This window comes from Streptomyces sp. NPDC048415 (assembly GCF_040651675.1).
Classification (GTDB): domain Bacteria; phylum Actinomycetota; class Actinomycetes; order Streptomycetales; family Streptomycetaceae; genus Streptomyces.
Genome location: NZ_JBEZKJ010000064.1, coordinates 16,122 through 31,789, shown reverse-complemented (window position 1 = coordinate 31,789; position 15,668 = coordinate 16,122). Strand labels below are relative to the sequence as shown.

At 71.7% G+C, this 15,668-nt stretch carries 15 protein-coding genes; 7 read left to right on the top strand and 8 right to left on the bottom strand.

Features of this window, described 5'->3' with window-relative positions:
- Positions 1-110 precede the first annotated feature (110 nt).
- Positions 111-755, top strand: a complete 645-nt coding sequence (locus AB0D27_RS31695) for a PhzF family phenazine biosynthesis protein (RefSeq protein ID WP_362515649.1) — start codon at positions 111-113, stop codon at positions 753-755.
- 134 nt (positions 756-889) lie between these two features.
- Here AB0D27_RS31695 and AB0D27_RS31690 read toward each other — a convergent pair whose 3' ends face one another.
- Positions 890-1,537, bottom strand: a complete 648-nt coding sequence (locus tag AB0D27_RS31690) for a biliverdin-producing heme oxygenase (protein ID WP_362515648.1) — start codon at positions 1,535-1,537, stop codon at positions 890-892.
- Positions 1,538-1,672: 135 nt separating this feature from the next.
- Positions 1,673-2,530 (bottom strand): type I methionyl aminopeptidase, encoded by an 858-nt coding sequence (gene map, locus AB0D27_RS31685; protein ID WP_362515647.1) that lies wholly within the window; start codon positions 2,528-2,530, stop codon positions 1,673-1,675.
- A gap of 58 nt (positions 2,531-2,588) precedes the next feature.
- Here map and AB0D27_RS31680 point away from each other — a divergent pair, with 58 nt between their 5' ends.
- Positions 2,589-2,825 carry a hypothetical protein gene (locus AB0D27_RS31680; protein WP_362515645.1) on the top strand — a complete coding sequence of 79 codons (237 nt, stop codon included), beginning with the start codon at positions 2,589-2,591 and terminating at the stop codon, positions 2,823-2,825.
- Between the two features lie 181 nt (positions 2,826-3,006).
- Here AB0D27_RS31680 and AB0D27_RS31675 read toward each other — a convergent pair whose 3' ends face one another.
- On the bottom strand, positions 3,007-4,299 hold the full coding sequence (locus AB0D27_RS31675) for an MFS transporter (protein ID WP_362515644.1): 1,293 nt from the start codon (positions 4,297-4,299) through the stop codon (positions 3,007-3,009).
- A 381-nt stretch (positions 4,300-4,680) separates the two neighbouring features.
- Positions 4,681-5,283 (bottom strand): hypothetical protein, encoded by a 603-nt coding sequence (locus AB0D27_RS31670; RefSeq protein WP_362515643.1) that lies wholly within the window; start codon positions 5,281-5,283, stop codon positions 4,681-4,683.
- Between the two features lie 117 nt (positions 5,284-5,400).
- Between AB0D27_RS31670 and AB0D27_RS31665 the strand changes: the two genes are divergently transcribed.
- Genes AB0D27_RS31665 through AB0D27_RS31655 form a run of 3 tightly spaced genes read left to right on the top strand, consistent with a single transcriptional unit; the run spans position 5,401 to position 7,472 of the window.
- Positions 5,401-6,474 carry a sialidase family protein gene (locus AB0D27_RS31665; RefSeq protein WP_362515641.1) on the top strand — a complete coding sequence of 358 codons (1,074 nt, stop codon included), beginning with the start codon at positions 5,401-5,403 and terminating at the stop codon, positions 6,472-6,474.
- 37 nt (positions 6,475-6,511) lie between these two features.
- The gene (gene npdG / locus AB0D27_RS31660; RefSeq protein WP_362515640.1) at positions 6,512-7,231 is read left to right on the top strand and encodes an NADPH-dependent F420 reductase; all 720 of its coding nucleotides are present in this window, start codon (positions 6,512-6,514) and stop codon (positions 7,229-7,231) included.
- A 55-nt stretch (positions 7,232-7,286) separates the two neighbouring features.
- A complete protein-coding gene (locus tag AB0D27_RS31655; RefSeq protein ID WP_362515638.1) occupies positions 7,287-7,472 on the top strand; it encodes a hypothetical protein in 186 nt (61 codons plus the stop codon).
- Here AB0D27_RS31655 and AB0D27_RS31650 read toward each other — a convergent pair.
- Positions 7,462-8,262: a site-2 protease family protein gene (locus AB0D27_RS31650; RefSeq protein ID WP_362515637.1), complete on the bottom strand. Its 801-nt coding sequence runs from the start codon at positions 8,260-8,262 to the stop codon at positions 7,462-7,464. The two genes, AB0D27_RS31655 and AB0D27_RS31650, sit on opposite strands and share 11 nt — an antisense overlap.
- 114 nt (positions 8,263-8,376) lie before the next feature.
- On the opposite strand from AB0D27_RS31650, the gene AB0D27_RS31645 reads away from it, so the two are divergent.
- Together AB0D27_RS31645 and AB0D27_RS31640 are read left to right on the top strand one after the other, a co-directional pair.
- A complete protein-coding gene (locus AB0D27_RS31645) occupies positions 8,377-8,898 on the top strand; it encodes a DUF6578 domain-containing protein (protein WP_362515635.1) in 522 nt (173 codons plus the stop codon).
- Positions 8,899-8,912: 14 nt separating this feature from the next.
- Positions 8,913-12,428: a BTAD domain-containing putative transcriptional regulator gene (locus AB0D27_RS31640; protein ID WP_362515634.1), complete on the top strand. Its 3,516-nt coding sequence runs from the start codon at positions 8,913-8,915 to the stop codon at positions 12,426-12,428.
- 31 nt (positions 12,429-12,459) lie between these two features.
- Here the strand turns inward: AB0D27_RS31640 and AB0D27_RS31635 are convergent, their stop codons facing one another.
- The 3 genes from AB0D27_RS31635 to panB form a co-directional block, all read right to left on the bottom strand.
- Positions 12,460-13,284 carry an ABC transporter permease gene (locus AB0D27_RS31635; protein WP_362515633.1) on the bottom strand — a complete coding sequence of 275 codons (825 nt, stop codon included), beginning with the start codon at positions 13,282-13,284 and terminating at the stop codon, positions 12,460-12,462.
- Positions 13,281-14,315 carry an ATP-binding cassette domain-containing protein gene (locus tag AB0D27_RS31630; protein ID WP_362515631.1) on the bottom strand — a complete coding sequence of 345 codons (1,035 nt, stop codon included), beginning with the start codon at positions 14,313-14,315 and terminating at the stop codon, positions 13,281-13,283. The genes AB0D27_RS31635 and AB0D27_RS31630 overlap by 4 nt, the downstream gene beginning before the upstream one ends.
- A 426-nt stretch (positions 14,316-14,741) precedes the next feature.
- A complete protein-coding gene (panB, locus tag AB0D27_RS31625) occupies positions 14,742-15,629 on the bottom strand; it encodes a 3-methyl-2-oxobutanoate hydroxymethyltransferase (RefSeq protein ID WP_362515629.1) in 888 nt (295 codons plus the stop codon).
- Between the last annotated feature and the right edge of the window lie 39 nt (positions 15,630-15,668).

The window sequence follows — 15,668 nt, the reverse complement described above, 5'->3', positions numbered from 1 at the left end:
ACGGCGGATCAAAGCAAACCCCATGAAATGGTCAAGCGATGGTCAAGGGTCTCGTCTTCCGGCGGGAGCTCTCGACGCGCTCGCCGCGCGCGTGGTGTTTGAATGCCGGAGTGACTGACTACGACGTGCTGCGGGTCTTCTGTGGACCCGGCGGTGGGTACGGCAATGAGCTCGGTGTGGTGCGCGAGGGCTCGGTGATCCCGGACCGTGAGGAACGGCAGGCGCTGGCCGCGAAGCTCGGGTTCAGCGAGACCGTGTTCGTCGACGACCCCGAGCGGGGAGTCATCGACATCTACACGCCGACGCTGCGGTTGCCGTTCGCCGGACATCCGTGTGTCGGGGTGGGCTGGCTGCTCGATGTGCCCGAACTGGTCACGCCCGCCGGGGTGGTGGGGGTGCGGCTGGACGGGGAGTTCAGCTGGATCGAGGCGCGGGCCGAGTGGGCGCCGGGGCGGACGCTGCGGCGGTACGGGTCCGCCGCCGAGGTCGACGCGCTCGCCGTTCCGGCGCCGGGGGAGTGGGTGTACGCGTGGGCCTTTGAGGACGAGGCCGGGGGGCGGGTGCGGGCTCGGGCGTTTCCCGGGCGGGGTGATGGGATCGAGGAGGACGAGGCCACGGGGGCGGCGGCGCTGCTGCTGACCCATCAGCTGGGGCGTGCGCTCAATATCGTTCAGGGTGTCGGGTCCCAGATCCTTACCGCGCCGCAGCCGGGGGGATGGGTCGAGGTGGGGGGTCGGGTGCGGCTGGAGCGGTGAGCGGGTGGGGGCCCTACGGGGTTTTCGCCCCCTCCGCCCCTACCCGTCCCGTAACTGGGGGGGCTCTGCCCCCCAGGCCCCCCGTGTCGCGCTTCGCGCTCGTCCTCAAACGCCGGACGGGCTGAAATGGGGCATCACGCCGTCAGGGGGAACTCTTCTCCCAGCGCCCGAAAGACCGCCGTGTTCAGGGCGAACGCCCGCTTGCATTCCGTGACGATGCGCTGCTTCTCCAGGTCGTCCGCCTGGATCCCGTCCAGGAGTTCGCGGTAACTCCGCTTGAACGCCGCCGGGTTGGCGATGTCCTCGAAGACGTAGAAGCGGACGCCGTCACCCTTGCGGGCGAAGCCCCAGGTCCGCTCTGCCTTGCCGCGGATGATCTGGCCTCCGGAGAGGTCGCCGAGGTAACGGGTGTAGTGGTGGGCGACGTAGCCGCCCGGCCAGTCGCGGGCGCACTGCGTGACGCGGGCGGCGTAGGCCCGGGTCGCGGGCAGTGCGGTGAGCGTCGCGCGCCAGCCGGGGCCCCGCAGATGGGCCAGGTCCCGCTCGAGGGCGGTGCGGCGCAGCAGTTCGGGCCGGATGAAGGGGGCGGCCACCGGATCGACGGCCAGCCGCTCGGTGTCCGCCTCCAACGCCTCGTACACGAACCACAGTTGTTCGGTGTAGCGCGCGTACGCCTTGACGCCGAGCCGGCCGCCGAGCAGGTCGCTCATGAACGTCGAGGTCTCCGCCTCCGTGTGCTGCTCGTGCGAGGCGGTGCGGATGAGGGTGGAGAACGCCTGCATGAAGACCTCCGGTGCCAGTTACCGACGCCCTGTCGGTAAAACGGTACCCCGATTCCCGATCACGCTCACATGGCAAAGCCCGCCCTGTGGACAGGGCGGGCTTCAGGAGGCGCGCAGGCGAGCGGGCGACCGCGACTACGGCAGCGTCAGGATCTCGGCGCCACTGTCGGTGACGACGAGCGTGTGCTCGAACTGCGCCGTGCGCTTGCGGTCCTTCGTCACGACGGTCCACCCGTCGTCCCACATGTCGTACTCGTGCGTACCCAGCGTGAGCATGGGCTCGATGGTGAAGGTCATCCCGGGCTGGATGACGGAGGTCGCGTGCGGGCTGTCGTAGTGCGGAACGATCAGTCCGGAGTGGAAGGAGGAGTTGATCCCGTGCCCGGTGAAGTCCCGCACCACCCCGTACCCGAACCTCTTCGCGTACGACTCGATGACCCGGCCGATGATGTTGATCTGGCGGCCGGGCTTGACGGCCTTGATGGCGCGGTCGAGCGACTCGCGGGTCCGCTCCACGAGGAGCCTGCTCTCCTCGTCGACGTCGCCGACGAGGTACGTCGCGTTGTTGTCGCCGTGCACCCCGCCGATGTACGCCGTCACGTCGAGGTTGATGATGTCGCCGTCCCGCAGGACGGTGGAGTCCGGGATGCCGTGGCAGATGACCTCGTTGACGGAGGTGCACAGCGACTTGGGGAAACCGCGGTAGCCGAGGGTCGAGGGGTAGGCGCCGTGGTCACACATGTAGTCGTGTGCCACCCGGTCCAGCTCGTCCGTCGTCACACCCGGCGCGATGAGCTTCGCGGCCTCTGCCATCGCCTGCGCGGCGATGCGCCCGGCGATCCGCATCGCCTCGATCGTCTCGGGCGTCTGCACCTCCGGTCCGGTGTACGGCGTGGGGGCGGGCTTGCCCACGTACTCGGGACGCCGGATGTTTCCCGGGACGGGACGGGTGGGAGAGAGCTCCCCTGGTACGAGCAGCGACTGGCCAGACATGCCAGCGAGTCTAACCAGCGGGCGTGGGGCACCATGTCCGTGGCGAAAGGAGCCGGTCATGGCCCTCTTCAAGAAGCGGACCGTCGGCAAGCCCGGCGAGTGGTACTACTGCCTGGAGCACAAGAAGGTCGAGGAGGGCCCCGAGTGCCCCGCCAAGGACCGCTTCGGTCCGTACGCCACTCGCGCGGAGGCGGAACACGCGATGGAGACCGCCCGCGAACGCAACCTCGAGTGGGAAACGGACCCCAAGTGGCACGACGCGCCGGGCCCGACAGAGGGGACTGAGGACGACTGAGACGGGGCCGGTGGCGGGGCGAGCGTTGAGCCTGGGTGCGGGCCGGTGAGAGTGCGCCCGGCCTGCGGCCGGGCTGTTTCCCACCCGCACGGCCCGTAACCGTTATCTGACAAGCACAGCTCCCCTGTGGGGGCCGACCGCCGTCGGCGGCTGCGGGCCGCCGGCCGGCCCGCGCCGCCCGTCAGACCGAAGCCGGGGCCCCACCCTCACGCGCGGAGCGCGACCGCACCGCGTGCTCGTTCGTGCGGACGTCATACGCCATCAGCTTCGGAAGGCACAGGGCGAGCGCCCCCACCGCCCCGACACAGATCACCCCGCCCGCCCAGACCGACGTCCGCACGCTCGTCCACGCGGCCATCCCGCCGGCCCGGACCTGGCCGAGCTGCGGGCCCACGGAGTACGACAGCAACTCGATCCCGGCGAGACGCCCCCGCAGCTCGTCCGGAATCGTCTGATTCCAGATGGCGGCACGAAAAATCCCGCTGACCATGTCGCAGCAGCCCCCGAGCATGAGAAAGAGCAGCACCAGCCACAGGTTGTGCGCCACACCCGCGCCGGCCATGGCCAGCCCCCAGCACACCGCCGCGAGGGCGACCATCCGCCCGTGCCGATGGATGCGGGAGGTCCACCCGCCGGTGAGGCTCACCAGCAGGGACCCGGCCGGCACCGTCGCATACATCAACCCCAACGACCACTCGGCGTCCAGCTCGTCCGCGAGGAACGGCAACACCGCGAGCGGCATCGCGAAGAACATCGCCGCGAGGTCGATCACGTACGTACCGAGGAGTTCCTTGCGGCTCCACGCGTACCGCGCCCCCTCCGCGACGGACCGCAGGGACGGCTTCGTGGCCCCGTGCGACGCGGGCGACGCGGCGATCCCCACGATCAGCGCCACCGACACGACGAAGGTCGCGAGGTCGGCGGCGTACGCCCAGCCCAGCCCGGCGTACGCCACGACGACGCCCGCGAACGCCGGGCCCGCGACGCCGCTCACCGTCCACTGCAGGGAGTTGAGCGCGCCGGCGGCCGGCAGGTGCTCGTGCGCCACGATCCGCGGCGTGAGCGAGTCCATCGCGGGCCGCTGGACCGCGCCGAGCGCGGCGGAGAGCGCGGCGACCACGTACAACGGCCAGACGGCGGGGTTCGGCGTCACGGCGTTCACGAGCAGCCCGGCGCACAGCACGCCCTGCCCCGCCTCGGTGTAGACGATCAGCTTCCGCTTGTCCAGGGCGTCGGCGAGTTCGCCGCCGTACAGTCCGAACACCACCAGCGGCACCAGTTCCACGGCCCCGATCGCCCCGACGGCCACCGCCGACCCGGTCAGCACCTTCATCTGCACCGGCAGCGCGACGAACGTCAGAAAGCTCCCGAAGTTCGTGACCAGTCCCGCCACCCACAGCCGCCGAAAATCGGCGGAGGCCCGCCAGGGGGCGAGATCGGGCAGCAGGGCACGAAGCCGGGAGGAGGAGGTCACGACGGGCCATGCTCAGCGCCGCCGCGAAGGAAGGGCAACTGCTTTTTTCGAGCTGGCCGCCGCAGGCGGGAAGGAGGACCGAGACGGGCGAGTGGGTGGGAAAGCGAGGCTGTCCGCCGCAGGCGGGTAGCAGGACTGAGACGGGTGAGTGGGTGAGAAGGCGAGGCTGTCCGCCGCAGGCGGGTAGCAGGACTGAGACGGGCGGGTGGGTGAGAAGGCGAGGCTGTCCGCCGCAGGCGGGTAGCAGGACTGAGACGGGCGGGTGGGTGAGAAGGCGAGGCTGTCCGCCGCAGGCGGGAAGCAGGACCGAGAGGGGCGGGTGGGTGGGAAAGGCTCCGCGAAGCGGCGACGACAACGGCCCGTCGAGGGCGAGCGGAACCCCTACCACCGATATGACGGCGGAGCCGTCAACTGATCCGCGAAGCGGGACAACCGGTCACGCAGGCGCCGTCGCCCCCGAGGCGAGGGCACCACCTGCTCCCCAGCCGCCGCACTCACCAGATGCTGCACGGTATCGAGATCGAGCTCAGGATCCGCCGGCACGACCAGCGCCTCGTGGGCCAGAGCCGACAGCTCCCGATCCTCCGAGGCCAGCGCGAGCACCGTCGCCCCGGCCTGCCGGGCGTCATGAATCCGCTCCAGCAGCGGCGCCCCCGGCGCGGACGGCGACACCACGAGCAACGTCTCCCCCCGCCGAGCCGCCTCGATACGCCCCAGCCCCACCGCCAGATGGGCCGGATCCGACTCCCGCGCCCCGTGCCGGACCAACGTCGGCGACAGCTCCGGCATCCCCGACCACGCCGCCTCGTCCACCAGATGCGCCGCGAGATGCCAGGGCTCGTACTCCTCCGTACCGACCAGCAGCAACCCGCCCCCGTGCGACACCACGGACCCCCGAAGCGCCCCGGCGAACCGTCGCGTGGCGCCCAGCCACTCGGTCCCGGCGAGCACTTCGCGCAGCAACGCGACCCGTACGGCATCCATGGACGCGCATCTTGCCGCAACCGGCCACTCGTGACCCGGAGTTCACCACGAATTCGCCCAAGTTGGGCAGAGGCCCGCACCACCGACCCCACAAGGCGCTGCACCGAGGAGCCCGCGATGACAGAGACCAGCGTCCCCTTCCGCGGCGGCCGCGAAGGCTACGCCAGCTACCGGATACCCGCCATCGTCGCCACCGCTGCGGGCACGCTCCTCGCCTTCTGCGAGGGTCGGGTCGCCTCCGCGCACGACCACGGCGACATCGACATCGTCCTGAAGCGGTCCACGGACGGCGGCCGCACCTGGGGCCCCCTCCAGGCCGTCGCCAAGAACGGCGACAACGTCGCGGGCAACCCGGCACCCGTCGTCCTCGACACCGGCCGCGTCCTCCTCGTACACGTCCGCAGCGCGGCCACCGCGAGCGAGGACGCCCTCCTGCGCGGCAAGGTGAAGGCGGCCGACGGGCGGCGTGTCTGGGTGCAGCGCAGCGACGACGACGGGGTCACCTGGTCGGGCCCGAAGGAGATCACCGGGCAGGTGAAGAAGGCGAGTTGGCGGTGGTACGCCACCACGCCCGGGCACGCGATCCAGCTGACCACCGGCCGGGTCGTCGTCCCCGGCAACCACACCCTGCCGCCCACCGGCACGGACAACGGCACCGAGGCGAAGTACAACAGCGGCCACTGCCTGCTCAGCGACGACCGCGGCGAGAGCTGGTACCTCGGTTACCTCGACGAGAACACCAACGGCTACATCAACGTCAACGAGACGACCGCCGCCGAACTCCCCGACGGCCGCGTCTACTTCAACACCCGCAACGACTCCCCGTCCCCCGGCAACCGCGCCGACGCCCACTCCCGCGACGGCGGCAGAAGCCTGGAGAAGCCCTTCCGTCCGCAGGCCGGACTCGTCACCCCCGTCGTCCAGGGCAGCCTCCTCCAGCTCCGCGATCCCGACCTGCTCCTGTACTCGGGCCCCGCAGATCCCGCCTTCCGCGCCCTGATGACCGTCCGCGCCTCCACCGACGGCGGCACCACCTGGCGGCCCGCGTACACGGTGGACGGACTGCCCGCCGCGTACTGCGATCTCGTACGCGTCGACGCCACGACCGTCGGCCTCCTCTACGAGACGGGCGACTTCGGCGCGTACGAGACGATCACCTTCCGGCGCATCCCCGTGACCGCCCTCACCTGACCCCCACCCGCCGCGCCCGCGCACGTAAAGTCGGCCCATGACCTCTACTGACAGTGCCTCCGCCGACCGCCCGCAGAAGGCCCCCGCCAAGGACCCCTGGGATCTGCCCGACGTGTCCGGGCTCGTCGTCGGCGTGCTCGGCGGCACCGGCCCCCAGGGCAAGGGCCTCGCCTACCGGCTCGCCCGGGCCGGCCAGAAGGTGATCATCGGCTCGCGGGCCGCCGAGCGTGCGCAGGCCGCCGCCGAGGAGCTCGGGCACGGCGTCGAGGGCGCCGACAACGCCGAGACCGCGCGCCGCAGCGACATCGTGATCGTCGCCGTACCGTGGGAGGGCCATGGCAAGACCCTCGCATCGCTGCGCGAGGAGCTGGCCGGCAAGCTCGTCGTCGACTGCGTCAACCCGCTCGGGTTCGACAAGAAGGGCGCGTACGCGCTGAAGCCGGAGGAGGGCAGCGCCGCCGAACAGGCCGCCGCCCTGCTGCCGGACTCGCGGGTCGCCGCCGCCTTCCACCATCTCTCCGCCGTCCTCCTCCAGGACCCGGAGATCGAGGAGATCGACACCGACGTGATGGTCCTCGGCGAGGAGCGCGCCGACGTCGAGATCGTCCAGGCCCTCGCCGGCCGCATCCCCGGCATGCGCGGCGTCTTCTCCGGCCGGCTGCGCAACGCCCACCAGGTCGAGTCCCTGGTGGCGAACCTGATCTCGGTGAACCGGCGCTACAAGGCGCACGCGGGCCTGCGGGTGACCGACGTCTGAGTCGCGTGGGGGACACTGGTGGCAAGCAGTGTCCCCCCGACAGGAGCCGACCCCCATGCCCCGCCTCGCCGCCTATGCCCTCGCCGTGTGTGTCCTCTCCGTCGCCGCCGCCGTCGTCTCCTTCGCGCAGGGCAGCTGGCTGGGGATCGTGTGGGTACTGCTGGCGGGGCTGTCGTCCAACATGACGTGGTACTACCTGCGCCGTGGCCGGGCGGCCCGGGGCAAGTCCGTCACGGGCTGACCGAGCAGAACGCGTTGGTGCCCTGCCAGAAGCGGTAGACCGCCTGGCCGCAGTACGAGTCGACGTCGCTGATGCCCAGGCCGCGCAGGATCGCGTCGATCATGTCGAAGAACGCGGTGTTGACCGACGGGACCCACAGCAGCGCGAACACGAAGAGCAGGCCGAACGGCGCGAACGGCTCCACCTGGCGCTTGACGCTGTACGACAGCCAGGGCTCGATCACGCCGTACCCGTCAAGCCCAGGGACCGGCAGGAAGTTCAGGATCGCCGCCGTGACCTGGAGCAGGGCGAGGAAGGCGAGGGCGAACCGGAAGACGCGGGGCACGCCGTCCAGGGCGTGCAGCCAGAACGGAGCCGTGCAGACCACCGCGAACAGCACGTTCGTCAGTGGCCCCGCCGCCGAGATCAGACTGTGCTTCCAGCGCCCCTGAATACGGCCCCGCTCGATGAACACCGCGCCACCCGGCAGACCGATTCCACCCATGATCACGAAGATCACCGGCAGCACGATGCTCAGCAGCGCGTGCGTGTACTTCAGCGGGTTCAGCGTCAGATAGCCCTTCGCGCCGATCGAGATGTCGCCGCTGTGCAGAGCGGTACGGGCGTGCGCGTACTCGTGCAGACAGAGGGAGACGATCCACGCGGCCGTCACGAAGACGAACACGGCGACGCCGGGCTGCTCGGCGAAGCCGGTCCAGGTCGCCCAGCCGGTCACCGCCATGACGGCCACGATCCCGACGAAGACGGGACTGATCCTCCGGTCGCTGCGGCGGGACGCGGCGGTGGTCATGGGGCTCCCTGGACTGGCTGGACTGGTACGTACGTGCGCGGGCCTGCCCGACCGTACCGGGCTCATGCGGAAAACGTCTCGCGATCGGGCATTGGTTCCGGGAAGGGTGGGGGTATGGGGCGATGGTGGGTGTTCTACGCGGACTGGCAGATGGAGTGCTGCGGTACGCCGTTCTCGGTCGGCGACGAGGTGAGCTGGCCGCTGCTGCTCATGGACTCGGACGATGTGCTCGGCGGCGGCCGGCACGACGAGCTGAGCAGGCTTTCGGGGCCCGTCGCATCGGTGCGTGACGAGAACGGCGGCGCGGTCAGGACCCTGCGGGCGGAGGACGGGCTGACGGCCGCGCTGGGCGGTGCTCCCGCCGACCGGTCCGGCGTGGAAGACGGACGGGGAATCCGGATGGTCGGAGTGCTCGCCGTCGAACGGCACAGCGGCGGGTGGCCCGAGACCACGGGCAGGGTCCGTGCGATCCGCCTGGTGCGCCAGGAGTTCGCCGAGACCGCCCCGGGCTCGCGCAGTCTCCTACCGGTGCCCGCGGCGCGGTCGCTGGAGCCCGTGGAGAGCAGCCCGAAGTGGTTCGACCGGGGGCGGTCCGGGGTCCTGGCCGAACTGGATGTACCGGACCCCCGCCCCTGACACCACCAGAGACAATGGACCCCGTGCGCTACCGCATTCTCGGCACCACCCAGGCACTTAGCCCCGACGGCACGCCCGTCCCGGTCGGCGGGGCGCGGCTGCGTGCCCTGCTGACCGTGCTCGCGCTGCGGCCCGGACGGACCGTGCCCGCGGCCGTCCTGGTCGACGAGGTGTGGGACGGCGACCCGCCCGCCGACGCGCCCGGCGCGCTGCAGGCGCTGGTCGGGCGGCTGCGCAGGGCGCTCGGACCGGACGCGGTGGAGTCGCCGGCCGGTGGTTACCGGCTGGCGGCGGTGGCCGACGACGTCGACCTGCACCGTTTCGAGCGGCTCGCGGGGGAGGGCACGCGGGCGCTCGCCGACGGCGACCTGGCGAAGGCGGCCGCCGTCCTGGACGACGCGCTCGCCCTGTGGCACGGGCCGGCCCTCGCCGACCTCCCCGACCGCACCGCCGAGTCGGCCCGCTGGGAGACCCGGCGCCTCGACGTGCGCCGGGCCCGCCTCACCGCGACTGTCGCCCTCGGCCACGCCGAACAGACCCTGCCCGAACTCACCGCCCTGTGCGACCTCCACCCGCTGGACGAGCCCCTCCACGCCCTCCGCCTGCGCGCCCTGCGCGCCGCGGGCCGCCCCGCCGAGGCGCTCGCCGCCTACGAGTCCGTACGCGAACTCCTCGCCCACCGCCTGGGCTCGGACCCCGGCCCCGAACTCCGGTCGCTGTACGCCGAGTTGCTCGCCCCCACGGGAGCGGGCACGTCGGCCGCTGCCGGGACGGCGCACGGTGTGGGGCCCGGGAGGCGGGGCGGGGGACTGGACGGTGCCCAGTCCGGCGACCCGGCCACCGCCGCGGGACACACCGGGCATCGCCCAGGACCGTACGCGGCGCGCGTCGGGAACACCGCCGCGCATCGCGCCGCCCCGGAGGTTGCCGCTGTCGCGGAGCCTGACGCCCGAACCTCCTCCCGAGGTGACTCCTCCCACGCCCTCGGCTCCGCGCTCCTTGCCCCGGCCCGCCCCGCACCCCCCGGCAACCTGCGCGCCCGCCTCACCTCCTTCGTGGGCCGGGAGGCCGACATCGAGGCCATCCGGGGGGATCTGGCGGGGGCGCGGCTCGTGACGTTGCTCGGGCCCGGTGGGGCCGGGAAGACGCGGCTGTCGCAGGAGGCGGCGGAGGCCGTGGGGGCCGCGGCACGGGACGGGGTGTGGCTGGCCGAGCTCGCGCCGGTGGACGATCCGGAGGCGGTGCCGGAGGCCGTGCTGACCGCGGTCGGCGCCCGCGAGACCGTACTGCGCGGCGCCGGCGCCGAGGAGATGCGGGCCGTGGCCGACCGGCACGACGACCCCGTCACCCGGCTCGCCGAGCACTGCGCCAAGCGTCGCATGCTGCTCGTCCTCGACAACTGCGAGCACGTCGTGGCCGCCGCCGCGCACCTGGTCGAGGAACTGCTGGAGCGCTGCCCGGGGCTGACGGTCCTCGCCACCAGCCGCGAACCCCTGGGCGTACCGGGGGAGTTGCTGCGCCCGGTGGAGCCGCTGCCCGAGCCCGTCGCGCTGCGGCTGCTCGCCGACCGTGGGGCCGCCGCCCGGCCGGGTTTCCGGATCGACGCCGACGGCGAGACTGCTGCGGCGGCCGCGGAGATCTGCAGGCGCCTCGACGGGCTGCCGCTCGCCATCGAACTCGCCGCCGCCCGACTGCGGTTGCTCACTCCCCGGCAGATCGCCGACCGGCTGGACGACCGTTTCCGGCTGCTCACCTCGGGCAGCCGTACCGTCCTGCCCCGGCAGCAGACCCTGCGCGCCGTCGTCGACTGGTCCTGGGACCTGCTCGACGAGGACGAACGGGACGTACTGCGGCGGCTGTCCGTCTTCGCGGGCGGCTGCGACCTCGCCGCGGCGGAGGCCGTCTGCGGGGCCGCCGCGCTGGAAGCCCTCGGCTCGCTCGTCGACAAATCCCTGGTCGTCGCCGCCCCTTCCGGCGAAGGGGGCATGCGCTACCGGCTGCTGGAGACCGTCGCCGAGTACGCCGGTGAGCGTCTCGACGAGTCCGGCGACCGGACGATCGCCGAGCGCGCCCATCTCACGTACTACCGCGAACTCGCCCGCACCACCGACCCGGCACTGCGCGGCCCCGGTCAGGTCGCCGCGATCGCGCTCCTCGAAACCGAGTACGAGAATCTGCGCACCGCACTGCGGCGCGCCGTCGCCGCGCGCGACGAGCAGGAGGCGATCTGCCTGGTGCTCTCGCTGTGCTGGTACTGGCAGATCCGCGACCAGCGCGTCGACGCCCGCACCTGGTCCCGGGAGGTCATGGCCCTCGGCCCCGACCCCTTCGCGCCGGCCGCGAGCCCGGTCGCCCCGCTCTACGAGAGCTGCACGGCCGCGCCGCCGCCGATGCGCCCGGACGTCCTCGAAGAGGCCCGTCGCGGTGTGCACCTCGTCCATCTCTCCTGTATGGACATGGACTTGAACTTGTGGCAGACCCCCGACGCCCAGGAGAAGCTGCGCGCCATCAGCGAGGCCTACCGGCCCGGCCTCCCGCAGACCTGCCGCTGCCCCGGCTACCTCTGGTTCTACGCAGTCCTGCTCACCGGTGACATCGACCGGATGCGCACGGTCGTCGACGTGACGGTCAGGACCTGCCGCGAACTCGGCCTCGAGTGGGAACTCGCCGTCGCCCTCCAGATGCGCGCCAACATCCGCGCCAACCGGGCCGACATGGCGGGCGACGCGACCTGCGACGCCGACGAGGCGTTGGAGATCTTCGGCCGGATCGGAGACGGCTGGGGCGCCGCCGAGGCGCTCTCGGCGCGCGGCGAGGCCCATGAGCGCAAGGGCGAGTACGAGGCGGCGGCCGCGGACTACTTGGAGGCGGCCACGTATGCCGAGCGGCTGGGTGCCCGCGCCCAGACGGCGGTGCTCAGGATCCGGCTCGGCGGCATCTACCTCGAGATGGGGCAGCCGGAGCGGGGTGAGCGGATGTTGCGCGAGGTCCTGGAGGAGGGCCACGGCGCCCAGACCGAGGCGCTGCCCGCGGCCCGGCTCTTCCTCGCGATGTGGTACGGCCGCACCGACCGGCTCACGGAGGCGCGCGAGCAGATGCGCCTGCTGCGTGAGGAGTTCGCGGCCAGCACCTTCGTGGTCTTCGACGGGTTCATGCTCGGCGTGGAGGCCTGGCTGGACGCGGTCGAGGGGCGGCATGCGAGCGCCCTGGACAAGGCACGGCAGGCGATGGCGCGATCCCTGGACCCGCTGGCCCAGATGATCGCGCCGCATATGATCTCCGCGCATCTGACCACCGCCGCCATCGCGCTCACCGGCCTGGACGGCGGGGGGCGGATCCGTGACGCCGCCCGACTCCTGGGCGCCGCCGACCACTTGCAGCCGCCGGGCCACTTCATGGGCCCGATGGAGGACGAGGTGCGCTCCCGGGCCGAGGCGGGGGTACGAGCCGTACTCGACGACGCCGCCTACGAGGCGGCGTACGCCGAGGGCGGCGGGCTCTCCATGGAGGAGGCCGCCGCCCTCATGTGACGCGGACCGGGGGCAGTTCCCGTAGCGAACGTCAGTTCTTGGTGCGGAACTTGTGGATCGCGATCGGCGCCATCACCACCGTGAGCAGCGCCGTCCAGGCCAGGGTCACCCACAGATCGTGCGCGACCGGACCGCCCACCATCAGACCGCGCGCGGTGTCGGCCAGCGAGGACAGCGGGTTGTAGTCGGTGAAGTTCTGCAACCAGCCGGGCATGGTCCGGGGCGGCGAGAAGATCGACGAACCGAACTGCAGGGGCATCAGCACCAGGAAGCCCATCGCCTGCACCGACTGGGCGTTCTTCATCGTCACACCGAGGACCAGGAAGATCCACATCAGGGCCGAGCCGAAGAGGGTGGCGAGTCCCACGGCCGCGAACAGGCCCGGCCAGTTCTCGATGTCGAAGCCGACCAGCACGCCGACGACCATGAGGATCGTCGTCGCGACGAGCATCCGCATCAGCTCCACCACGATCTTGGCGAAGAGCACGGAGCCCTGGCCGATCGGAAGGGTGCGGAAGCGGTCCATCACACCGGTCTGGAAGTCCTGGTTGAAGCCGGTGCCGACCGCCGTGGCGATGTTCATGCCCATCATCGCCATCAGACCGGGCACCACGTACTGCACATACTGGTGCTGACCGCCGCCCAGCGACTGCCCGATGGAACCGCCGAAGACGTACACGAACAGCAGGGTGAAGACCACGGGCATCAGGACGGCGTCGAACATCGACTCCGGGTCCTGGCGGATCCACAGCAGGTTGCGGCGGACGAGGGCGCCGATGTGGCGGGCGTGCGCGCGGGGCGAGATACGGGAGTCGCCGTGGGCGGCGAGCGGGGCATCGACAACGGCGGAACTCATGCGGAGACCTCCTCGTAGGCGCGGGCGGGGGTTTCGTCCTGCGGGGCACTGGCCTTGTGGCCGGTGAGGGAGAGGAACACCTCGTCCAGACTGGGCAGTTCGGTGGAGATGGAGCCGATCGTGATGCCGCGCGCGGTGACCGCGCCGACCACGGCGGTGAGCTGCTCGTCGCTGAGGACCGGGACCAGCACACTGCCGGTCTCGGTGTCCACGGTCGTCGTGGCGAGGCCGGTGAGGCCCAGTTCGTCGAACATGGCGGCCAGCGGGCGCAGTTCCAGCGGGTCCACCGGGCGGATCCGCAGCGTACGGCCGCCGACCTTCGCCTTCAGCTCGTCGATCCGGCCGCTCGCGATGACCTTGCCGCGGTCGATGACCGTCAGCTCGGAGGCCAGCTGCTCGGCCTCCTCCATGTACTGGGTGGTGAGCAGCACGGTCGCGCCGTCGGCGACCATGCGCTTGACCTCGTGCCACACCTCGTTGCGGGTGCGCGGGTCGAGGCCCGTCGTCGGCTCGTCCAGGTACAGGACGGCCGGCTGCCCGATCATGGAGGCGGCGAGGTCGAGACGGCGGCGCATACCGCCGGAGTACGTGGACGCCGGGCGCTTGGCCGCCTCGGTGAGCGAGAAACGCTCGAGGAGTTCGTCGGCACGCCGGCGGGCGTCCTTGCGGGGCAGATCGAGCAGCCGCCCGATCATGTACAGGTTCTCCCAGCCGGGGAGCTTCTCGTCGACCGAGGCGTACTGGCCCGTCAGGCCTATCACGCGGCGCAGCTGACGGGGCTGCGTCAGCACGTCGTAACCGGCGACCGTGGCGTGGCCGGCGTCGGGGGTGACGAGGGTGGACAGGCAGCGGACGAGGGTGGTCTTGCCGGCGCCGTTGGGACCCAGCACACCGAGGACGGTGCCCTCGTGCACGTCCAGGTCCACGCCGTCCAGCGCCTTGGTCTCGCCGTAGTGCTTGACCAGCCCCCGTACGGTGACGGCGCTGCGGCCGGCAGCGGCTTGTCGGGGGTTCTTGTCGATTCGCGTCATGGCCATCAAGGTGCCAGCCGCCACCGACAAACCGCCTACAGGTCGCCTACAGCCGCCGACACCTCACCGACAGCCTCCCGTACGCCCCCGACAGCGCGGTGTCCTCGCAGGTCAACCGTGCCGTACGAGGGGCAGCGCCGGGTCGGCCGACCACTCCTCCAGGGAGCCGTCGTACAGCGTGACGTCCTCGCGGCCCAGCGGCGTGAGCGCCAGGGCGGCGCCCGCCGCGGCGATGCCGCGCCGCAGTACAGGACGACGGGCGAGGCGCTCTCGTCGAGCACGGCGCCCACGCGGGCCGCCAGTTCCTCGCGCGGCAGGAACCGCCCGGCCTCGTCGGTGAGCGCGTTGAGAAAAACGGCAACCCGCCGACGGGGGAAGATCGGCGGGTTGCCTTGGTGCCGCAGTGGCTCAGTGGGCGTCAGCCCCTCAGTGGACCGAGTGCTCCTCCAGCGGGAACGTTCCGCTGACCACGTCCTCGGCGAACGCCTTCGCCGCGTTGCCCATGACCTGGCGCAGGTCGGCGTACTTCTTGACGAACTTCGGCATCTTGCCGCCGGTCAGGCCGAGCATGTCGGTCCACACCAGGACCTGCGCGTCCGTCTCGGGACCCGCGCCGATGCCGACCGTCGGGATGTGCAGGGAACGCGTGACCTCGGCCGCGAGTTCCGACGGGACCAGCTCGAGGACCACGGCGAACGCGCCGGCGTCCTGGACCGCCTTGGCGTCCCGCAGCAGCTGCTGCGCGGCTTCCTCGCCACGGCCCTGGACGCGGTATCCCATGGAGTTCACGGACTGCGGGGTCAGGCCGATGTGCGCCATGACCGGGATACCGGACTCCACGAGCAGTTCGATCTGGCGGTGCGAGCGCTCGCCGCCCTCCAGTTTCACCGCGCCGACCCCGGCCTCCTTGACGAGGCGGGTCGCCGAGCGCAGCGCCTGGACGGGGCCCTCCTGGTAGGAGCCGAAGGGCAGGTCGCCGACGATCAGGGCGCGCGAGGTGCCCCGTACGACCGCGGCGGACAGCATGGTCATCTCGTCCATGGTGACGGGCACGGTCGTCTCGTAGCCCAGGTGGCAGTTGCCCGCCGAGTCGCCGACGAGCATGACCGGGATGCCGGCCTCGTCGAAGACGGACGCGGTCATCGCGTCGTACGCGGTGAGCATGGGCCACTTCTCGCCGCGCTCCTTGGCGGCGGAGATGTCGCGCACCGTGATACGGCGGGTGCTCTTGCCTCCGTACAGCGCCTTGCTGCTGTCGGTGGTCTTGAGCCCACCCTCCGCGGGCTTCTTCTGGGCAGCCGAAAGCTGCGTCATCGCAACGGCTCCTTCTGTCATCTCGAGGCGCCCTGACGG

Excerpts from the sequence above, each read along its gene's own strand:
- panB (WP_362515629.1), bottom strand. The coding sequence starts at position 15,629 with ATGACGCAGCTTTCGGCTGCCCAGAAGAAGCCCGCGGAGGGTGGGCTC.
- map (WP_362515647.1), bottom strand. The coding sequence starts at position 2,530 with ATGTCTGGCCAGTCGCTGCTCGTACCAGGGGAGCTCTCTCCCACCCGT.
- AB0D27_RS31630 (WP_362515631.1), bottom strand. The coding sequence starts at position 14,315 with ATGACGCGAATCGACAAGAACCCCCGACAAGCCGCTGCCGGCCGCAGC.
- AB0D27_RS31645 (WP_362515635.1), top strand. The coding sequence starts at position 8,377 with ATGGGGCGATGGTGGGTGTTCTACGCGGACTGGCAGATGGAGTGCTGC.
- npdG (WP_362515640.1), top strand. The coding sequence starts at position 6,512 with ATGACCTCTACTGACAGTGCCTCCGCCGACCGCCCGCAGAAGGCCCCC.
- AB0D27_RS31690 (WP_362515648.1), bottom strand. The coding sequence starts at position 1,537 with ATGCAGGCGTTCTCCACCCTCATCCGCACCGCCTCGCACGAGCAGCAC.
- AB0D27_RS31670 (WP_362515643.1), bottom strand. The coding sequence starts at position 5,283 with ATGGATGCCGTACGGGTCGCGTTGCTGCGCGAAGTGCTCGCCGGGACC.
- AB0D27_RS31680 (WP_362515645.1), top strand. The coding sequence starts at position 2,589 with ATGGCCCTCTTCAAGAAGCGGACCGTCGGCAAGCCCGGCGAGTGGTAC.
- AB0D27_RS31640 (WP_362515634.1), top strand. The coding sequence starts at position 8,913 with ATGGACCCCGTGCGCTACCGCATTCTCGGCACCACCCAGGCACTTAGC.
- AB0D27_RS31655 (WP_362515638.1), top strand. The coding sequence starts at position 7,287 with ATGCCCCGCCTCGCCGCCTATGCCCTCGCCGTGTGTGTCCTCTCCGTC.
- AB0D27_RS31665 (WP_362515641.1), top strand. The coding sequence starts at position 5,401 with ATGACAGAGACCAGCGTCCCCTTCCGCGGCGGCCGCGAAGGCTACGCC.
- AB0D27_RS31650 (WP_362515637.1), bottom strand. The coding sequence starts at position 8,262 with ATGACCACCGCCGCGTCCCGCCGCAGCGACCGGAGGATCAGTCCCGTC.
- AB0D27_RS31635 (WP_362515633.1), bottom strand. The coding sequence starts at position 13,284 with ATGAGTTCCGCCGTTGTCGATGCCCCGCTCGCCGCCCACGGCGACTCC.